The sequence below is a fragment of the Nonomuraea sp. NPDC050202 genome (genome assembly GCF_040656115.1).
In the GTDB taxonomy this organism is placed as follows: domain Bacteria; phylum Actinomycetota; class Actinomycetes; order Streptosporangiales; family Streptosporangiaceae; genus Nonomuraea.
In genome coordinates this window covers 116,108-132,667 of sequence record NZ_JBFALF010000022.1, presented here as the reverse complement: position 1 = coordinate 132,667, position 16,560 = coordinate 116,108, and the positions used below count along the sequence as shown (strand labels likewise).

15 protein-coding genes and 1 pseudogene are annotated in these 16,560 nt (G+C 71.3%); 6 read left to right on the top strand and 10 right to left on the bottom strand.

All coding sequences use genetic code 11. The features are described from left to right. Window positions 1-74: 74 nt before the first annotated feature. Window positions 75-249: pseudogene (locus AB0I79_RS41365) on the bottom strand (Ada metal-binding domain-containing protein); the annotation flags it as partial. Between AB0I79_RS41365 and AB0I79_RS41360 the strand changes: the two are divergent. After that, the gene (locus AB0I79_RS41360; protein WP_357885453.1) at window positions 230-463 is read left to right on the top strand and encodes a hypothetical protein; all 234 of its coding nucleotides are present in this window, start codon (window positions 230-232) and stop codon (window positions 461-463) included. The pseudogene AB0I79_RS41365 and the gene AB0I79_RS41360 sit on opposite strands and share 20 nt — an antisense overlap. Window positions 464-670: 207 nt before the next feature. Here AB0I79_RS41360 and AB0I79_RS41355 read toward each other — a convergent pair whose 3' ends face one another. Further along, a complete protein-coding gene (locus AB0I79_RS41355) occupies window positions 671-2,086 on the bottom strand; it encodes a cellulase family glycosylhydrolase (protein WP_357885451.1) in 1,416 nt (471 codons plus the stop codon). 302 nt (window positions 2,087-2,388) lie between these two features. Here AB0I79_RS41355 and AB0I79_RS41350 point away from each other — a divergent pair, with 302 nt between their 5' ends. Together AB0I79_RS41350 and AB0I79_RS41345 are read left to right on the top strand one after the other, a co-directional pair. Beyond that, a complete protein-coding gene (locus AB0I79_RS41350; protein WP_357885449.1) occupies window positions 2,389-2,694 on the top strand; it encodes a hypothetical protein in 306 nt (101 codons plus the stop codon). 80 nt (window positions 2,695-2,774) lie between these two features. Further along, entirely contained in the window at window positions 2,775-3,332 is a 558-nt protein-coding gene (locus tag AB0I79_RS41345) for a GNAT family N-acetyltransferase (protein WP_357885447.1), read from the top strand. Window positions 3,333-3,349: 17 nt separating this feature from the next. Here AB0I79_RS41345 and AB0I79_RS41340 read toward each other — a convergent pair whose 3' ends face one another. From AB0I79_RS41340 to AB0I79_RS41325, 4 genes are all read right to left on the bottom strand, one after another. Beyond that, window positions 3,350-4,132: a MerR family transcriptional regulator gene (locus tag AB0I79_RS41340; RefSeq protein WP_357885445.1), complete on the bottom strand. Its 783-nt coding sequence runs from the start codon at window positions 4,130-4,132 to the stop codon at window positions 3,350-3,352. A gap of 44 nt (window positions 4,133-4,176) precedes the next feature. Continuing rightward, window positions 4,177-5,727 carry a serine hydrolase domain-containing protein gene (locus AB0I79_RS41335; protein WP_357885443.1) on the bottom strand — a complete coding sequence of 517 codons (1,551 nt, stop codon included), beginning with the start codon at window positions 5,725-5,727 and terminating at the stop codon, window positions 4,177-4,179. Between the two features lie 110 nt (window positions 5,728-5,837). Further along, the gene (locus AB0I79_RS41330) at window positions 5,838-6,302 is read right to left on the bottom strand and encodes a hypothetical protein (protein ID WP_357885441.1); all 465 of its coding nucleotides are present in this window, start codon (window positions 6,300-6,302) and stop codon (window positions 5,838-5,840) included. A gap of 171 nt (window positions 6,303-6,473) precedes the next feature. Next, a complete protein-coding gene (locus AB0I79_RS41325) occupies window positions 6,474-7,829 on the bottom strand; it encodes a HAMP domain-containing sensor histidine kinase (protein ID WP_357885439.1) in 1,356 nt (451 codons plus the stop codon). A gap of 280 nt (window positions 7,830-8,109) precedes the next feature. On the opposite strand from AB0I79_RS41325, the gene AB0I79_RS41320 reads away from it, so the two are divergent. After that, entirely contained in the window at window positions 8,110-8,766 is a 657-nt protein-coding gene (locus AB0I79_RS41320; RefSeq protein WP_357885437.1) for a TetR/AcrR family transcriptional regulator, read from the top strand. Window positions 8,767-8,774: 8 nt separating this feature from the next. On the opposite strand, the gene fdhA is transcribed toward AB0I79_RS41320, so the two are convergent. Then, window positions 8,775-9,998: a formaldehyde dehydrogenase, glutathione-independent gene (fdhA, locus tag AB0I79_RS41315; protein ID WP_357885435.1), complete on the bottom strand. Its 1,224-nt coding sequence runs from the start codon at window positions 9,996-9,998 to the stop codon at window positions 8,775-8,777. Between the two features lie 217 nt (window positions 9,999-10,215). Further along, entirely contained in the window at window positions 10,216-11,166 is a 951-nt protein-coding gene (locus AB0I79_RS41310) for a helix-turn-helix domain-containing protein (protein WP_357885433.1), read from the bottom strand. 239 nt (window positions 11,167-11,405) lie between these two features. Here AB0I79_RS41310 and AB0I79_RS41305 point away from each other — a divergent pair, with 239 nt between their 5' ends. Continuing rightward, a complete protein-coding gene (locus AB0I79_RS41305; RefSeq protein ID WP_357885569.1) occupies window positions 11,406-13,034 on the top strand; it encodes a serine hydrolase in 1,629 nt (542 codons plus the stop codon). 71 nt (window positions 13,035-13,105) lie between these two features. Then, window positions 13,106-14,116, top strand: a complete 1,011-nt coding sequence (locus AB0I79_RS41300; protein ID WP_357885431.1) for a MerR family transcriptional regulator — start codon at window positions 13,106-13,108, stop codon at window positions 14,114-14,116. Between the two features lie 103 nt (window positions 14,117-14,219). Here the strand turns inward: AB0I79_RS41300 and AB0I79_RS41295 are convergent, their stop codons facing one another. Together AB0I79_RS41295 and AB0I79_RS41290 are read right to left on the bottom strand one after the other, a co-directional pair. Next, window positions 14,220-15,446 carry an MFS transporter gene (locus tag AB0I79_RS41295; RefSeq protein WP_357885429.1) on the bottom strand — a complete coding sequence of 409 codons (1,227 nt, stop codon included), beginning with the start codon at window positions 15,444-15,446 and terminating at the stop codon, window positions 14,220-14,222. A 170-nt stretch (window positions 15,447-15,616) separates the two neighbouring features. After that, window positions 15,617-16,345: a dihydrofolate reductase family protein gene (locus tag AB0I79_RS41290; RefSeq protein ID WP_357885427.1), complete on the bottom strand. Its 729-nt coding sequence runs from the start codon at window positions 16,343-16,345 to the stop codon at window positions 15,617-15,619. Window positions 16,346-16,560 lie beyond the last annotated feature (215 nt).

Sequence of the window (16,560 nt, the reverse complement as noted above, 5' to 3'; positions counted from 1 at the left end):
CCGTGGGGTCCCGGCGAGACTTGTACGAACGTGCCGACTCCGTCCGGTCACGACGGTCGTGGGAACGCGCCGCCGATCAGCCGCATGGCCCGCCCGGCCAGGTCCGTGCGCGTGTTCCACTCCGGCGACGCCGGGGGCGGCGTCGGGACGGCACCTCTTGCACGCCCACAACCCGTTCACCTGCGCCGCGGCCGCCGTGGGGAACAGCCGGACGTTCTGCGGGTTCGGCATGACGGCCGGGCAGCTCGGGCAGCCCATCACCGCCACCGGTTTCCTGGCACTCCTGGCCGCGCCGCACACGCTCGGCGTCGCCGCGGGATACCTCGTTCTCGGGATGTTCAGCGCGCCGATGACCGTCTGGGCGCAGTCGCTGCGCATGGCGCGCATCCCCGCGCCCCTGTTCGGCCGGGGCTTCGCCGTGCTGAGAACGCTCATGCAGGCGACGCTGCTGGCCATGGCCTGATCTCCCGCGGGCGAGCTGGGTCACTGGTGGATGCTTCAGCACCCCGCTCGGGAGGCCCGGCCGCGTGCTGTCCGAGTTCTGGAGCGGCCTGTGAGGCCGGCCGCGCGCTGGGCAGGCGCGGGGACAGGGAGGGGCGGGCGCCGGGACGGGAGCAGGGAAGGCGCGGGGAAGGCGCCACCGGAGCGCCTTCCCCGCGCCCGGCCAGCGTCAGAAGTCGTCGGCGGTGCGGATCCGGTCACGGATCCAGACCCCGGCCTCCTTGAGGTTGCCCGTCCCGGCGAACGGGCCGTTCGGGCAGGTCCCGGTGGTGAAGACGGCGCCCGTGCGGAAGTCGTCGGAGAAGTTCCAGTTCACCCAGCTGATCTTCTTCTGGGCCAGCAGGTCGAGGTACTGCTGCGACCTGGTGAAGTTGTTGGCTCCGTCACCGGAGGCGCTCTGGGTGCCGAACTCGGTCACGAAGATCGGCAGCCGGTCGGCGGCCCGGGACAGCGTGTTCAGGTACTCGGTGCCGTGCGAGCCCGCGTAGAAGTGGAACGTGTACATGATGTTGGCGGCGTTGACCGGGTTGTTGACGATCTCGGTCTCGTCGCCGCCGCCGGAGACGCCGAGCGACGACCACGCCCGGGTGCCGACCAGGACGGGGGCGTCGGGGTCGTACTGCCGGATCACCGGGATGAGCTGGTGCGCGTAGTCGCGGATGACGGACCACGTGACGGCGTCGCCGTTCGGCTCGTTGGCGATCTCGTACAGGACGTTCTTCTTGCCGTTGTGCCGCTGGGCGATCTCCGTGAAGAACGTCCTGGCCCGGCTGAGGTTGTACATCGGGTCACCCGGGGTGAGCATGTGCCAGTCCACGATCGCGTACATGCCCCGGGCGGTGGCCATCTCGATCAGGGAGTGCACGCGGTCGGTGAACAGCCGGGGGTTGGTCTCGTAGCCGCCCTCCTGGATGTACATCGAGATGCGCAGGACGTCGGCCTTCCAGTCGCCTGCCAGCGCGTCGAGCGACGCGGTGTTGAGGCACTGGTTGTACCACTGGATGCCGTGGCTGCTCATGCCGCGCAGCTGGATCTGCTTGCCGTTCTCGTTGCAGAGCTTGATGCCGCACACGCGCAACTGCCCGTTCGCCTGCACGGGAGTGCCGCCGCCTCCGCCGCCGGCGGGGGTTCCGTAGACCTCCAGCTCCCACAGGGAGTAGCCGTAGGGGGTGCCGCGCTGCGTGCCGTACACGCGGACGTACCGGCCGGTGCCGGTGACGGTGAGGTCGTCGACCGCTCCGTCGCCGGCGGTGGTGGAGTGGACGTCGCTCCAGGTGGAGCCGTCGGGCGAGGTCTGCACCCGGTACGCCGTGGCGTGGGCGGCCTCCCAGGTCAACCGCACCCGCGAGACGTTGTACGCGGAGCCGAGGTCCACCCGGATCCACTGCGGGTCCACCCCTTCGGCGCTGGCCCAGCGCGTGGACGTGCTGCCGTCCACCGCCTTGCCCGGCTCCAGGCCGGCGGCCTCGACCGAGGAGGCCGTCACGGCCTTGCCCTGCGACACCAGGGGGTCGGCCGCCGCCTGCCGCGCGCCGGCCGCGCTCGCGCCGGACGGCACCGCCAGCGGCAGCGTCAGCGCGGCCACGATCGTTAAGATCCTCGCTACTGCACTTCGCCTCACGTACGACTCCGATTCTTCGGGGGGACAGGCAGGGGCGGATCGGCGCGACCGCCGTCCTCGTCGGCGGGAAGGCCGTCTCGGCTTCACCGGGTTAGGAAGGTTTCTTAACTTGCGGCGCAGCCTAAATTGACATCGCGCCTTACACAAGACCCAAGTTCCAGAAAGGTCACGGCCGCTTCTCCTGGCGGTCCAGGCCTCGCGGATGGGGCCGGCCGCCGTCGCGCCGGGTGTGTCCTCGACGGGGGCCCATCTTGTACGGTTCACCTGTGGAGCCGGGTGCGGGAGCCGCGACATCCGATCCGCGCCCGCTGGCCGAGGGCGATCCCCGGCGGATCTCGGCCTACCGGCTGACCGGCGTGCTGGGGACCGGCGGCTACAGGGACGGGACGGTGCGCGTCTGGGACCTCGCCGCGGGAACGCAGCTCGGCGGCCCCTTCCTCGGCCACCGGGGCCTGATCGAGTCGGTGGCGGTCGGGCTGCTGGACGGCCGCCCGGTGGCGGTGTCCGGCGGCGACGACGGCAAGGTGCGGGTGTGGAGTCTGCAAGCTCCGTACCCGTCTGCCACAGGCTGACCGCGACGCCAGGTTCCCTGGCCGGCGTATCGGAAGCACCACAGGCATGGGAGCCCCCGGTGTTCTATGATCATGCGCTTATGAGCCCATCGCGCACGCTGTCCGCCACGGAAGTCCTCTCGGAACGGCTCCTGCTTCGCATGGTGCGCGATGCCGACCGGGAAGGATTCATCGAGCTCATGACCGATCCCGAGGTGCAGGCGTACCTCGGCGGCCCCCGGCCGCGCGGCGACGTCGAGAAGCACTTCGACACGGTCGTGACCGCCGGCGCCTCCAAGCCCGGCAACTTCGTCATCGCGGACGGCACGACGGGCCGCTTCCTCGGCACGCTGATGCTCGGCCGCCGGTCGAACGATCATCCCGGGCACGTCACCGAGGACGGCGAGGAACTGGAGCTGGGCTATGTGCTGCGGCGCGGCGCATGGGGCGCGGGGTACGCCTTCGAGGCCGCGACGGCCGCGCTGCGCGCCGCGGCCGTCGAGCTCCCCGACCAGCCGGTCTTGCTCGTGACCCAGAGCGCGAACGAACGATCCCTGGCGCTCGCCGCCCGCCTCGGCTTCCGCCCTGTCAGCACGTTCGAGGAGTGGGGCGCCGAGCAGACCCTCTGCACGGCTCCCCTGTCCACGTTCCGCGTCTGATCTGGGGTCCGGCGCGGTCAGTGGGCGTCCGGTCTGGGGATGGGGATGCCGGCGGCGCGGAGCTTGGTCTCGACGAGCGCGACCCCGCGGGCCCCGGCCGATCCCTGCTCCTCGCCGTGCAGGGCGAGCAGCTTGTACCGGGTCCCGGCCTCGGTGCGGGCGCGCAGACCGGTCACGATCTTCAGATGCGCCGGATGGGCGAGGAAGTGGTCGGCGATGGCGGTGGCGAGCTCGGCGAGGCGCGGGTCGTCCGGCTCCCAGGCCGCGGCCTCGGCGCCACGCTTGATCAATTCGACGAACCGGGTGTCGTCGAGGGCGTGCTCGACGTGGGTGAGGTAGTCGTCGAAGCCCTCGGGGACCAGGGCCCTGGCCAGCACCCAGCCCTCCCTGGCGGCCGCGACCTCGTCCGCGGAGAAGCCGAGGCCGGACAGCCGCTCCAGCAGCGCCACGGCGCGGTCGGGCAGCAGGGTCCGGTCTCCGTCGGCGAGCCGGCGCAGCGTGTCACGCCGCGCGGTCAGCTCCTCGATGCGTTCGGTGAGCTGCCGCTCGACGCCGGTGAGCGCGGCGGCGAACTGGGCGGTGTCGGCGTCGAGCAGGGGCCCGGTCTCGGCCAGCGGCACCCCGGCGGCGGCCAGCGTCCTGACCTGCACCAGCCGCAGCAGCCCGGCCGATCCGTACCTGCGGTAGCCGGAGCTGTCGCGCTCCGGCTCCTGCACCAGGCCGAGCTTGTGGTAGTGCCGCACCGTCTTCACCGTGACGCCGACGAAGGCCGCCGCCTGCCCGATCGTGACTCCGTTCACCTGCCACATCCTGCCGTGGGGTCCGGCCCGGCGGCCACGCGGGCTCAGTCCGCCCGCTGAGCCGGATCGGCCTGCCCGCCGCGGAACACCTCGCCGAGGAGCCTTCGCTGGGCGTTCTGGAACGCTGCCGCGATGGACAGGTCCGCGTCGTCCACGCAGTTCAGCGCGGCGGTCAGGGTCTTGCTGCCGTCGGGTGTGCTGTACATCAGCGCCGCGTGGCCCACGGCGGCGCCGTTGTGGGAGATGACGGTGGCGCCGTCGTCCGTGGTCAGCACGAACACGCCCAGGCCGTAGTCCATGTTCGGGATGCCGGTCGGGTGCGGGGCGCACATCTCGGCCAGCAGCGGGGCCGGCAGGAGCTTGCCGCCCAGCAGCGCGGAGATGAAGGTGTGCAGGTCGCGGGTGGTCGAGATCATGTCGCCGCCGCTGGAGATCCAGGACGGGTTCTGGCGGGTGACGTCGGCCGTCCGCTGCTCGCCGGCGTCCGCGTACCGGTAGTAGGCGTGGGCGTGCGGCGCGGGGATCTCCGGCGACGCGTCCGGCACCGCCGTGCCCGACAGGCCGAGCGGCTCCAGGATCACCCGCCGCATCTCCTCGGCGACCGGACGGCCGGTGACCTGCTCGACCAGCAGCCGGGCCAGCACGTAGTTGGTGTTGGAGTAGCTCCAGCCCGTCCCGGGCTCGAACCGGGCCGGCTTGGACAGCGCCAGCTCCACCAGCTCCCGCGGCCGGTAGGCCTTGAACCGGTTGTCCATCCACTCCTTGCCCGTGGGGCCGTAGGGGACGGGGATCCCCGGCACGACGGTCCCGTCGTCGTGGACCTCGCCGCTGAAGTTGAACAGCCCGCTGGTGTGCTGCAGCAACATCCGCACCGTGATCCGCTCGTCCAGCCCGAAGCCGGGCAGGTAGTCGGCCGCCGGGGTGTCCAGCTCGACCTTGCCCTCGGCCACCAGGTTGAGCACCAGGGTCGCGGTGAAGGTCTTGGTGTTGCTGCCGATCCGGACGTGCCCGTCGATCGGCGGCCTGCCGGCCCCGCCCAGCTCGGCCGCCCCGGCGCTGCCGGCCCACTCGCCCCGCTCGTCGTGCACGCGCAGCGACACCCCGAGGAAGCCGGAATCGACGATCTCCTCGATCGCCCTGCGCAGCTCCGGGCGGTCCTGCCCGGCGGTCGCCGCCGGCCCGGCCCCGCCGCCGGCGGCGCCGAGGGCTTCGGTGATCTTGCGGGCCATGGCGGCCGAGGCGGGGCTCGGCCGGCCCTGCTGCGCCTGGGCGGTCTCGGCAGCGATGAGAACGGCGTCGCGGAAGTTGCCGGCCTCGGCCGGATCCTGCTTGTCCAGCAGGCTCATGGCCGCGGTCAGGGCCGGCAGCACGCGGTCGGCGAGCTCGGCCACCGACGTGCCGGCCAGGTCCCTGCCGCTGGGGTGCTCGGCGAGCACGTGGCCGACCAGGCCGGTGGCCGAGCCCAGGGCGATGCCGCCGTGGGCGGCGATCTTGTGCGGCTCGCCGGCGGCGCCTGCGGCGGCCATCAGCGACACGGCGCCGTACGCGGCGGTGCGCAGGATGCTCTTGTCCTGGCCGGAAAGGGTGATCGTCATGGTGGCTCGATCCTTTGAATCAGTGGTGTCCGGGGCGGCGTCGTGCCGCTGCGCCGAGCTTCCACCCTGACCCAAGGTCAACCTCAACCGTGATCCGGCTCACAGCGCGGTCAGGTGGGCTCCCCCAGCTGTTCGGCCAGCCGCTCCAGGCCACCCCTGATGAGCTGCCCGTACTCGTCGTCGCCGAGCGCGCCGATCGTGGCCCGCGCCTGCTGGAGGTGCTCACGGGCGCGGCCGAGATCGCCCAGCTTGCGGTAGCACTCGCTCACGTTGAGGTGCAACGACGGGTACAGGCCGGCCACGGAGAGCGTCACCCCGGCCTGGGCCACCTGCTCGTCGGTGACCAGATCGGCGGCGGCGAGCGCCCGCAGATCCCACGTCAGCTCCTGGTGCGCGTCGTCCTGCACGTCCGCCATCGCGTGGGCGAGGACGCACACGTGCAGCGGATCGCCCTGCTCGCCGCCGATGTCGTCCCAGATCTGCGCGAACACGTCGCGAGCGGCTTCACGCCGGCCCTGGTGGTGGTGTAATTCCACCCCGTGGCCGATCCGGAGGATCGTTGGATCGGTGATCATGCGCGGCTCCTTCCCCGGCACGGCGACCGCACGCCCGGCCTGCTTGCCTGACGCGGTTCGCCGGCCTCGGTTTCCGATCAGCTGGTTCGCTTGGCAACCCTAGATGGCCATCGTGGTGCCCGCGACGGCGATCAGGCGCGGGTGAGGAGCGGTCGGTGCGTGCGGGGGTGGTCAGTGCCCGGGGCCGCCGCTGACGAGCGGCAGCCACAGGACGAATCTGGCCCCGCGCGGCGAGTCCTCGGCCGTGAGGGTGCCGTGGTGGGAGTGCGCGATGTCGCGGGAGATGGCCAGGCCGAGCCCGCTGCCTCCGGGGTCGCGGCGGCGGCCGTCGTCGAGGCGGACGAACCGTTCGAAGACGCGTTCCCGGTGGGCGGGCGGGATGCCCGGCCCGTCGTCGGCCACAGTGACCGCGACCCCGTCATCGGCCGGTTCGACGCTGACCTCGACGGCGGACTCGGCGTGCCGCCGAGCGTTGGCCAGGAGGTTGGCGAGCACGCGGATCAGTTGCATGCGCGAGCCGCGGATCTCCAGCCCGCGGGGCGCGTGGACGCGGACCGGGACGGGGCCCGGCTGCGCGTTCACCTCGGCGGCGACGAGCTCGCCGAGATCGATGCGCTCGGGAGGCGACGGGTCGGCGGCCCGCAGGCGGGCGAGCAGCAGCAGGTCGTCGACGATCGCCTCCAGCCGGCCGGCCGTGGCCAGCGCGCTGCGCAGCGCCTCGCGGGGATCGACGTCCCCGGGATAGAGCAGCGCCTCCTCCAGTTGCGTGCGCAGCCCGGCGATCGGGGTGCGCAGCTCGTGGCTGGTCGTGGAGGCGAACTGGCGCAACTGCTCCACCGCGCCCTCCAGCTGGCTGAGCGTGTGGTTGGCGGTGGTGGCCAGCCGGGTGATCTCGTCGTTGCCCGTCGGCACCGGGACGCGCAGGCTCAGGTCGCTCACCGTGATCTGCGAGATCCTGGCCCTGATCGCCTCGACGGGCCGCAGCGCGCGCCCCACCAGCACCCACGCGGTCCAGGCCGCGATGCCGGTGAACACGGCGGTCCCGGCCGCGACGGCGTACTCCAGATCGTGCGTGGCCAGCAGGTCCGGCTCCGGGATGCCGGCGTACACGACGCTCGCGTCCGGCGCCGGGGACAGGCGGATGGCCTGCAGCAGGATGCACCTGCCGTGCGGCGGGCACTCGGTGCGCGGCTGGAAGCGCGCGTCCGGCGGCGGCCGCAGAGTGCTGAGCGGCACGGTCGCCGAGGCCTCCCGGCTGGATTTCACGACCCGATGACGGGCGTCCACGACCTGGATGAGATCCACGGGCGGGTTGGCCGGGATCGGGTGCGGCACGTAACCGTCACGGGCGATCGGGCTCCACTGGCTCGCCACCCGTTCGGCCTGGCGGAAGGCGTCGGACTGGACCCGCCAGCGGATCGCGAGGTCCACGGTCGCGCCGAGCACCACCAGCACGCACATCGCGAACAGGGCCGCGATCAGCGTGCACCGGGCCCGGACCGAACCCGGGCGGGCAAGGGGCGGCATGTCGCCTCCGTACGGCCGCAGGCGCCGGGCCGTGGCCTGCGGCGTCACGACGGCCACTCGCCCGCCACCAGCCGCTCGCCGCAGGCGGCGCCGTCGAGCCCGGTGGTCATCCCGGCCCCGGCCGGCTCCGCGAGGGGGTCTGTGCTGCTCATGACCTGACTTCTCCTCTCAAGGTTACGTTACAGATATTGCTCGTAACGTAATCCCCTCCCTCTCGTCTCCCCTCCTTCTGTTACAGTTACGATCTGTAACGTAACCGGGTCATCCTGGGAGGTGGGCGATGGGCCGCACACGGCCGGCACGCGGTGAAGCTGAGGCCGGGCGCGCCAGCGCCGGTGGCCGCCCACGCGACGCGGCCATCGACGAGGCCATCATCCTGGCCACCCGCAAGCTGCTCGCCCGCGACGGCTACTCCAGGATGACGATCGGCGACATCGTCGCCGAGGCCGAGGTGACCCGGCCCACCCTCTACCGCCGCTGGAAGAACAAGTTCGACCTGGTGGTGGACGCGCTCGACCACGGCTTCCGCAAGCAGCGCGACATGTACGCCGTCGACCCGTCCGCGCTGACACCCCGCGAGACGCTGGTCGAGGCCGTCCGGCGGCTCGACCCCGCCTCCTTCGACCCCGACGCCATGATCCTCATGGGCAACTTCGCCGGCGAGGCGTCCCGCACCCCGGAGCTGCTGGAGATCCTGCGCAAGCACGCCGTCGAGCCCCGCGTCGCGCTGGTGGAGCAGGTCCTGGAGCGCCTGCGCGAGCGCGGGGCGGTCAACGCCGGCCTCGACGTCCGGACGATCGCGTTGCTGTGCTTCGGCAGCTACTTCGCCGCGTTCTACGCCGGCGAGCCCCAGCAGGAGATCCCCGAACGGGTCGTGGCGGTGCTGTGGCCGGCCATCGCCACCGGAGCCGGCCCGGCCCCCGTTCACCCGGCCTGATCCATCGGTCAGGGCGTGCGGGGCAGCAGGCCGTGCGGGTCGAGCACGTACTTGCGTGCCGCGCCCTCGTCGAACTCCCGGTATCCCCGCGGCGCCTCGTCCAGGGAGATCGGCGTGGCGTTGACGGCCTTGGCGATCTGCACCCGGTCGTGCAGGATCGCCTGCATGAGCTGCCTGTTGTAGCGCATGACGGGGCACTGGCCGGTGGCGAAAGCGTGCGACTTCGCCCAGCCGAGGCCGATGCGGATGGACAGCGAGCCGTGCTTGGCGGCCTCGTCGGAGGCGCCCGGGTCGCCCGTCACGTACAGGCCGGGGATGCCGATCGCGCCGCCCGCCCTGGTGACGTCCATGAGCGCGTTGAGCACGGTGGCGGGGCGCTCCATCTCCGCCTCGCGGCCGTGCCCGCGGGCCTCGAAGCCGACCGCGTCCACGGCGCAGTCGACCTCCGGCTCGCCCAGGATCTGCTCGATCTGGTCCTTCGGATCGCCGAGCGCGACGTTGACCGTCTCGCAGCCGAAGCTGCGCGCCTGGTCCAGGCGCTCCTTGTTGAGGTCGGCGACGATGACGACAGCGGCCCCCAGCAGGAACGCCGAGGCGGCCGCGGCGAGCCCCACCGGGCCGGCGCCGGCGATGTAGACAGTCGATCCCGGCCCGACGCCCGCGGTCACGCAGCCGTGGAAACCGGTGGGGAAGATGTCCGCGAGCATGGCCAGGTCGAGGATCTTCTCCATCGCCCGGTCCTTGTCCCGGAACTTCAGCAGGTTCCAGTCGGCGTACGGCACCAGCACGTACCCGGCCTGGCCGCCGATCCAGCCGCCCATGTCGACGTACCCGTACGCCGAGCCGGGCCGGTCCGGGTTGACGTGCTCGCAGATCCCGGTCTTGCCCTCCTTGCAGTTGCGGCACCGGCCGCAGGAGATGTTGAACGGCACGGACACCAGGTCGCCGGTCTTGACGAACTCCACGCCGGGACCGGTCTCGACGACCTCACCGGTGATCTCGTGGCCGAGGACGAGCCCCTGGGGCGCGGTGGTCCGGCCGCGGACCATGTGCTGGTCGCTGCCGCAGATGTTGGTCGCGACCGTCTTGAGTATCGCGGCGTGCGGCAGCTTGCGCCCGACGTTGGCCGGGTTCACCCCCGGGCCGTCCCTGAGCTCGAATCCGGGGTAGTCGATCTCGTGAACCTCGACCTTGCCCGGGCCTTCGTACACGACTCCCTTGTTGCCAGGCATGTGGTGATCTCTTTCTCGAGCGGAAGCGATGGACGTACGGTGCGCTGCACGGGCTCGGAGATCACCTCCCTTCCGGAGGGGCGGAGGACATCGGCTAGCGTTTTGTCCCCAATATCCGAATATATCCCGAGAGTTCGCCCCAAATCCGCTTTGTTAATTCATCACTGTTTTATGCCATGGCTGATGCGGCCGCCGGCGGGCTCCCGCCGGCCGGCCGTCAGCTGCGGGCCTCCCCGGCCGGGCGCGGACCGGCGGCCAGCGCGGCGCGTTGTGCCGCGCTCAGCCGGTCCGCCCTCGGGGTGACGGCGAACGTGCCGTCCCCGGCCCGCTCCACCGTGAGCGGATCGGCCAGGGCTGCACGGCGGCCGATCGTGTCCAGGGCGCCGGCCGCCCGCTGAACCGGCCAGCCCAGCGCCGTGGCGAGCTCGTCCACGGAGAGCGGCCGCGCGGCGTGCACCAGCGCGGCCAGCACGGTCAGGGCGTCGCGGACGGCCGCGTCGGTGAGGCCGCTGCCGTTCATCTGCTCGCTGATCCAGGCGAAGAAGCCGGCCATCCTGCCCAGCCGGGCACCGGCGGGCGTGCCGGCGCCGAAGATCTCGATCCCGCGCCGCGCGGCCGCCGCGACCTCGGCGTGCGCCCCGGTGTCGGCCTTGAACGCCCGGAGCCAGACGTCGTCGTCGATGACGTACCGCTCGCGGCGGCCGGACTCCTGCGTGCGCCTGACGAGCTCCATCTCCTCGAGGTAGCCGATGGCCTTGGACACCGACGCCGGGCTGACCTGGAGCCGGCGTACGAGCTCGGCGGACGTCAGGCTCCCGGACCCGGAGGTGAGCAGGCAGACGAACACCCGGGCGGGCATCCGCGGCAGGCCGACCCCGACGAGCAGCGCGGCGAACTGCTCCACGAAACCGCGCACGGCCTCGGCCGGCCGCCCGCCGGCCGGTGGCTCCGCGGCCTGCGCGGGCCTGCGGCGGCGGGCGCGCTGCCCGGCGGCCTGCTGGGCGCGGTCGGCCAGGTAGCCGCCGGGCGCGCTGTTGCGGGCCACTTCGCGGCTGATCGTGGAGGTGGGCCTGCCCAGCCGCCTGGCGATCTCGGCGTATCCGAGCCCGTCGGCCAGCCAGCTCGCGATCTGCCGGCGATCCTCGTGGGTCAGCCTGCCTCCGGGCATCAGCTCGCCTTCTGTCGATCCGGGAGTGCGTTCACCAACAGTACATTGCAACGACTGGTCGGTGCGAATTGCATTTATCGACAATACCATTGCAACGATTGACGCGAAAACCCAGTACAACCGCCCTTTACAAGAGTTTTTCGTTGACGAATCTTGAAACGCAACGTAGCCTTTTCGCACTTGGAAAGAATCGGCTGGACGAGGAAATCCTTATGGCAACAACTTTGGACGTGACCCGCATGCGAGCGCGCCTGTCCGAGCTGCTCGCGGAGTACCGCATCCCGAGCGCCGCGATCGGCATCCTGGCCGACGGTGAGATCACCGACTTCGCCGTCGGCGTCCGGAACATCTCCACGCGGGAGCCCGCGACGCCCGACACCATCTACCAGTGCGGCTCGGTGTCCAAGACCTGGACAGCCCTGGCCTTCATGCAGCTCGTCGACGAGGGGAAAGCCGCCCTCGACGAGCCGGTGCGCACCTACCTGCCTGATTTCCGGGTCGCCGACCCCGACGTCAGCGCCAAGGTCACACCCCGCCACCTCCTCAACCACACCAGCGGCATCGAGGAGGACTACGGAGATCCGGGCGAGGACGACGACGTGTACGAGCGCATGGTGGCGAACATCGCCGGCGCCCGCCAGGTCCACCCCCTGGGCCACACCCACGGCTACAGCCCGGCCCTGGGCTACGCCGTCCTCGCCCGCATCATGGAGGTGACCGACGGCAAGCGGTGGGACGACATCATGAAGGCCCGCCTGTTCGACCCCCTGGGACTGACCTCGACGACCAGCCGGCACGAGCACGCCGACCAGCGCCGGGCCGCCACCGGATACCTCATCCGCTCCCTCGACGAGGGCCCCGTCCCCTCACCGCTGGCCCACCTGCCGCGCTCCTTCGGCCCCGGCGGCAACGTCAACACCACAGCCCGGGAACTGCTCACCATGGCCCGCGTCTTCATCGACGAAGGAACGGCCCCGAACGGGACCAGGATCGTCTCACCCGGCATCATCCGCGAGATGACGCAGTCGCGCGTCCCCGTCCCCGACCCGTACCTGTTCGGACCGGAATGGGCACTCGGCCTCATCGTGTGCGACTGGCACGGCCACACCGTCTACGCCCACGACGGCAGCACGGTCAGCCAGAGCGCCCGCCTGCGGATCCTGCCGGAAGCGGGCATCGCCATCTCGATGCTGGCCAACGCCGGGCCACGCGACAGCTTCTACCGGAAGGTGTTCAACCACATCCTGGCCGAACTCGGCGCGGTCACCATCCCCGACCTGCCCGAGCCCGACCCGGCCCCGGCCCTCGACCTGTCCAGGTACGAAGGCTCCTACGAGCGCCCCGGCACCCGCTACGAGGTGGCGGCCGAACGCGGAAGGCTCCACCTGAGATTCACCCTCAACCCCATGGAGGCACACCTCCTCAACAAACCGGAAAAGCTCGACTACGAGCTGCTCCCGATCAGCGAGACCCACTTCTTGATGCCTTCGGACGATCCGCTCGAAGACCCTCAGACCGTCGCGATCTACGACTTCAAGAACGGCTCCGCACAGTACCTGCACACCAACTGCCGAGTACATCCGAGAATCAACGAGAAGGGCGCCACGATGCACGTCATGGCCGTTTCCACGATTTCCGACCACGATGCTTTCTGGGACGCCCTGAAGCAGGCGTACGGCCACCTCCCCAGCGGCGCCACATGGACGATGTCGGTGGCGAGCACCGACGGGAGCAAGGCGGTGAACGTCATCGTCCACGACTCGGTCGACGCCGTCAGGACCTTCTTCGACGACCATGCCGGCCCCTTCGCCACCACGGAGTACTTCGAGGCCGACGCGGCCAACGCGGTCGGACTCCCCACGGACTGACCGCTCCCCGCACGACCGCCCGTCCAGAGACCGCTTGCGTCTCAAGCAGCTTGAGGTACCACAGTGGTCCCATGAACGACCACGACCTGTACCCCATCGGGGACGCCGCGCGCCGCAGCGGCCTGAGCGTGAGCGCCGTCCGCTTCTACGCCGACACCGGGCTCATCACCCCCACGGGCCTGAACGAGGCCGGCCACCGGATGTACGACATCCAGGCCATCGCCCGGCTCGAACTCGTCCGCACCCTGCGTGAGCTGGACACCGACCTGGACGAGATCCGCCGCCTGCTCGAAGGCGGCACCACCCTGCACGACCTGCTCACCACGCACCTGGAGATCGTCGAGCGCCAGGAGCGCACCCTGCGGGCCAGGCGGGCCGTGCTCAGGACCCTCATCCGACAGGGCGGCACGACGGCGCAGGCCGACCTGATGCACAAGCTGGTCTCGATGACCGACGAGGAACGCGAACGGACCATCGACGATTTCTGGAACGACGTCGGCCAGGACCTCGACGTCCCCGAGGGCTTCGTCGACCGGTTGCGGGCGATGCGCCCCGTCCTGCCCGCCGACCCCACGGCCGCCCAGCTCGAAGCCTGGATCGAGCTGGGCGACCTGGTGTCGGACCCGGCCTTCCGCGAAGCGGTCCGCACCTACCTGCAAGACACCTACTCCGCGCCGGAAGCCCGGGTCCTGGCCACCGAGCCGTTCCAGGAGTTCATGCACGAGAGCGGAGCCCCGCTCGTGGAAGAGCTCCTCGCCGCGCACCGGGCCGGGCACTCCCCCTGCTCCCCCCGGGCGCAACAGGCCGTCACACGCTTCATGGAAGCGGCCACCGCGCTGTCCGGCACACCGCTCACCCCCGAGGTCCGCGACCGGATGGCCGACGGATACCGGCAGATCCCCGACATCCTCCGCCGGATCGCCGAAGAGGAAGCCACCTCCGAGCGCCCCGTCTACGACGCCACCCACGGCCGGTACCTGTCCCTGGTGGCGCTCATCAACGGGACCGCGACCGAGGAGGACCCCGGCTCCCTCCCCTACACCTGGATCGCCGACGCCATGCGCGCCGCCCCCGAGCCATGACCTGACCAGCGACCAACGGGCCCTTCCGGCGCATCGGCGGAAGGGCACACGGGTTCGAACGCAAGCCGTGACCCCGCCGCCACGCTGCGCCGTTTCCCTGCCCTCAGTCGTCGTGGGCGATGAGCATGAGCTGCCGCCACAGCAGCACCACGAACACCGCGGAGCCAGCGAAGGCGAACCAGAAGGGCGCCGCGACACCGAAGTGGGTGGCCAGGACACCGCCGATCAACGAGCCCACCACCAGGCCGGCGTAGACGCAGATGGTGTTGACGCTGCCCACCCGGCCCTGCAGCTCGCGCGGCACCGCCCGCTGCCGGACGGTGACCGAGGTCGTGCCCCAGATGAACGCGTGCGCGCCGAAGACCAGGAAGATGCCTCCGGCGATCCACGGCGAGTGGGTCAGGGCCAGCCCCAGGTGGGTGAGCGTCTCGATGATGAGCCCGATCCGCATCAGGGCGCCCAGGCTCACCTTGCGGGTGATGGCCCCGTACAGGCCGGTGCCGATCAACCCGCCGATCCCGCCGAGGGTGGTCATCAGGCCGAACCCGATGGCGCCGAGGCCGAGCTGCTCCTGGGTGTAGAGGACGAGGACCGACCAGGCCGCGCCGAACGTGAAGTTGAAGATCAGGATGGTGAGCGCCAGCGTGCGGACCGCCGCGTGCTGGACGGTCCAGGTGAACCCGGCGAGGAGTTCCCGGACGGTGTCGGGCGCGGGATCGCCGGCCTGCCGGCCGTGCGGCGGCAGCGTGATGCGGGAGACCAGGACGATCCCCGCCGCCACCAGGAGCAGCTGGCCTGCGAACGGCCAGGTCAGGCCCAGGCCGAACAGCGCCGCGCCGATCGGCGGCCCGGCGAGCTGGTTGAGCGTGATGAACCCCGTGCCCAGGCGGGCGTTGGCGATGACGAGATCGTCCTTGTTCACCATCATGGGAGTCAGCGTGGCCGTCGCGTTGTCGGCGAACACCTCGGCGATGGACCGGAGCGTGAGCGCCACCAGTGCCGTCGCCACGGTCACGGTGCCGGTCACCATCAGCGCGACGAGCGCCGCCAGCACCACCGCCCGCACCGCGTTCGCGACGAGCACGATGCCGCGCCGGTTGTACCGGTCCGACAGCACGCCCGCGTACAGGCCGAACAGCAGCGGAGGCGCCCAGCTCACCAGGGCCGACAGCGAGATCAGCAGCGGGTCGCGGGTCAACGTCGCGATCAGCAGCGGGCCCGCCGCGGCCGCGATCCCGTCACCGAGGTTCGTCAGCCAGCTCGAGGCCAGCAACCACCTGAACCCTGTCCCCAGCCGGGCAGGGAGAACTCGCTCAACCACTGTGATCACGAGCGTAGAACCTTACGTTTTGCCGGGATCCATGGCAACGCGTTTTTGGTCCGGCGGCACCAGCGAGCGCCCGCCGCCCGCCCGGCACCTGGCTCCGAACGGCAAGACACCCGTGCCGAAGGGGCCGCCTGCGCGCCGCGTGCGATCCCCGCCCCGGCTTACGGCTCGGCTTACGGCTCGGCTTTCGGCTCGTCCGGGCTCGCGGGCATCGGCCGGCCGGTGCCGCTTCCGCGGTCGTCGAGCACGAGTGCCGCGCGGCCGTTGACCGTGTAGCGCACGTGCGTGACGTCCGGGGTGTGGACGACCCTGGTCGGTGTCAGCTCGATCGCCTCCTTGCCGGCGAGGTCGAGATCGGCGTCGAACAGCCGCATCCCGGTGCCGAGCACGACGGGGACGATGTGGAGGTCCAGCTCGTCCAGCAGGCCGGCCTTGAGCACCTGGCGTACCAGGCTGCCGCCGCCGGCGATGGCGACGTTCTTGCCGCCGGCCGCGGCGCGGGCCTGCTCGACGGCGGCGGCCATGCCGTCGGTGACGTAGGTGAAGCTGGTGCCGCCCCGGCGCACCAGGGTCTGGCGGGGGCGGTGCGTCACGACGAAGACCGGTGCGCGGAACGGCGGCTCCTCCCCCCAGGGAACCTCGCCGCCGTCGGCCATGCGCCGGCCCATCACGTAGGCGCCGGCGGCCTCGAACGACTCGGCGACGAGGTCGGAGCTCGTGCTCTGCTCGCCGCCGGCGAAGCCCTGCCGCTCGCGCCAGGACATGGCGTCGATCATCCAGCGGGTGATCCTGAAGAACCCCGCGGCCTCCGCCGAGTCCGTCCAGTCTCCGTCGCCGCTGTGCCGGGTGCCCGCGTAGAAGCCGTCCAGTGACACCGACAGCTGTGCCGTGACCTTGGTCATCGTGCTTCGCCTTCCTCCTCCTGGCGGCGCCCCGGTACGGGCCCGCTCGCCTGGAGGTCGTAGCCGCCGGCCGCTTCTCTACATCGTCCTGCCGTCGCCTGTGCGGCCCGCCGCGTGCCACCTCTTCATCCGCGGGCCTGCGATGCGGTCACCTCCACGGTGAACGGCGCGGCCTGGACCGGGAGCGTTAGCCACCTGGCCGTCCACGCGATCGG

Excerpts from the sequence above, each read along its gene's own strand:
- AB0I79_RS41360 (WP_357885453.1), top strand. The coding sequence starts at position 230 with ATGACGGCCGGGCAGCTCGGGCAGCCCATCACCGCCACCGGTTTCCTG.
- AB0I79_RS41345 (WP_357885447.1), top strand. The coding sequence starts at position 2,775 with ATGAGCCCATCGCGCACGCTGTCCGCCACGGAAGTCCTCTCGGAACGG.
- AB0I79_RS41335 (WP_357885443.1), bottom strand. The coding sequence starts at position 5,727 with ATGACGATCACCCTTTCCGGCCAGGACAAGAGCATCCTGCGCACCGCC.
- AB0I79_RS41330 (WP_357885441.1), bottom strand. The coding sequence starts at position 6,302 with ATGATCACCGATCCAACGATCCTCCGGATCGGCCACGGGGTGGAATTA.
- AB0I79_RS41325 (WP_357885439.1), bottom strand. The coding sequence starts at position 7,829 with ATGCCGCCCCTTGCCCGCCCGGGTTCGGTCCGGGCCCGGTGCACGCTG.
- AB0I79_RS41320 (WP_357885437.1), top strand. The coding sequence starts at position 8,110 with ATGGGCCGCACACGGCCGGCACGCGGTGAAGCTGAGGCCGGGCGCGCC.
- fdhA (WP_357885435.1), bottom strand. The coding sequence starts at position 9,998 with ATGCCTGGCAACAAGGGAGTCGTGTACGAAGGCCCGGGCAAGGTCGAG.
- AB0I79_RS41310 (WP_357885433.1), bottom strand. The coding sequence starts at position 11,166 with ATGCCCGGAGGCAGGCTGACCCACGAGGATCGCCGGCAGATCGCGAGC.
- AB0I79_RS41305 (WP_357885569.1), top strand. The coding sequence starts at position 11,406 with ATGCGAGCGCGCCTGTCCGAGCTGCTCGCGGAGTACCGCATCCCGAGC.
- AB0I79_RS41300 (WP_357885431.1), top strand. The coding sequence starts at position 13,106 with ATGAACGACCACGACCTGTACCCCATCGGGGACGCCGCGCGCCGCAGC.
- AB0I79_RS41290 (WP_357885427.1), bottom strand. The coding sequence starts at position 16,345 with ATGACCAAGGTCACGGCACAGCTGTCGGTGTCACTGGACGGCTTCTAC.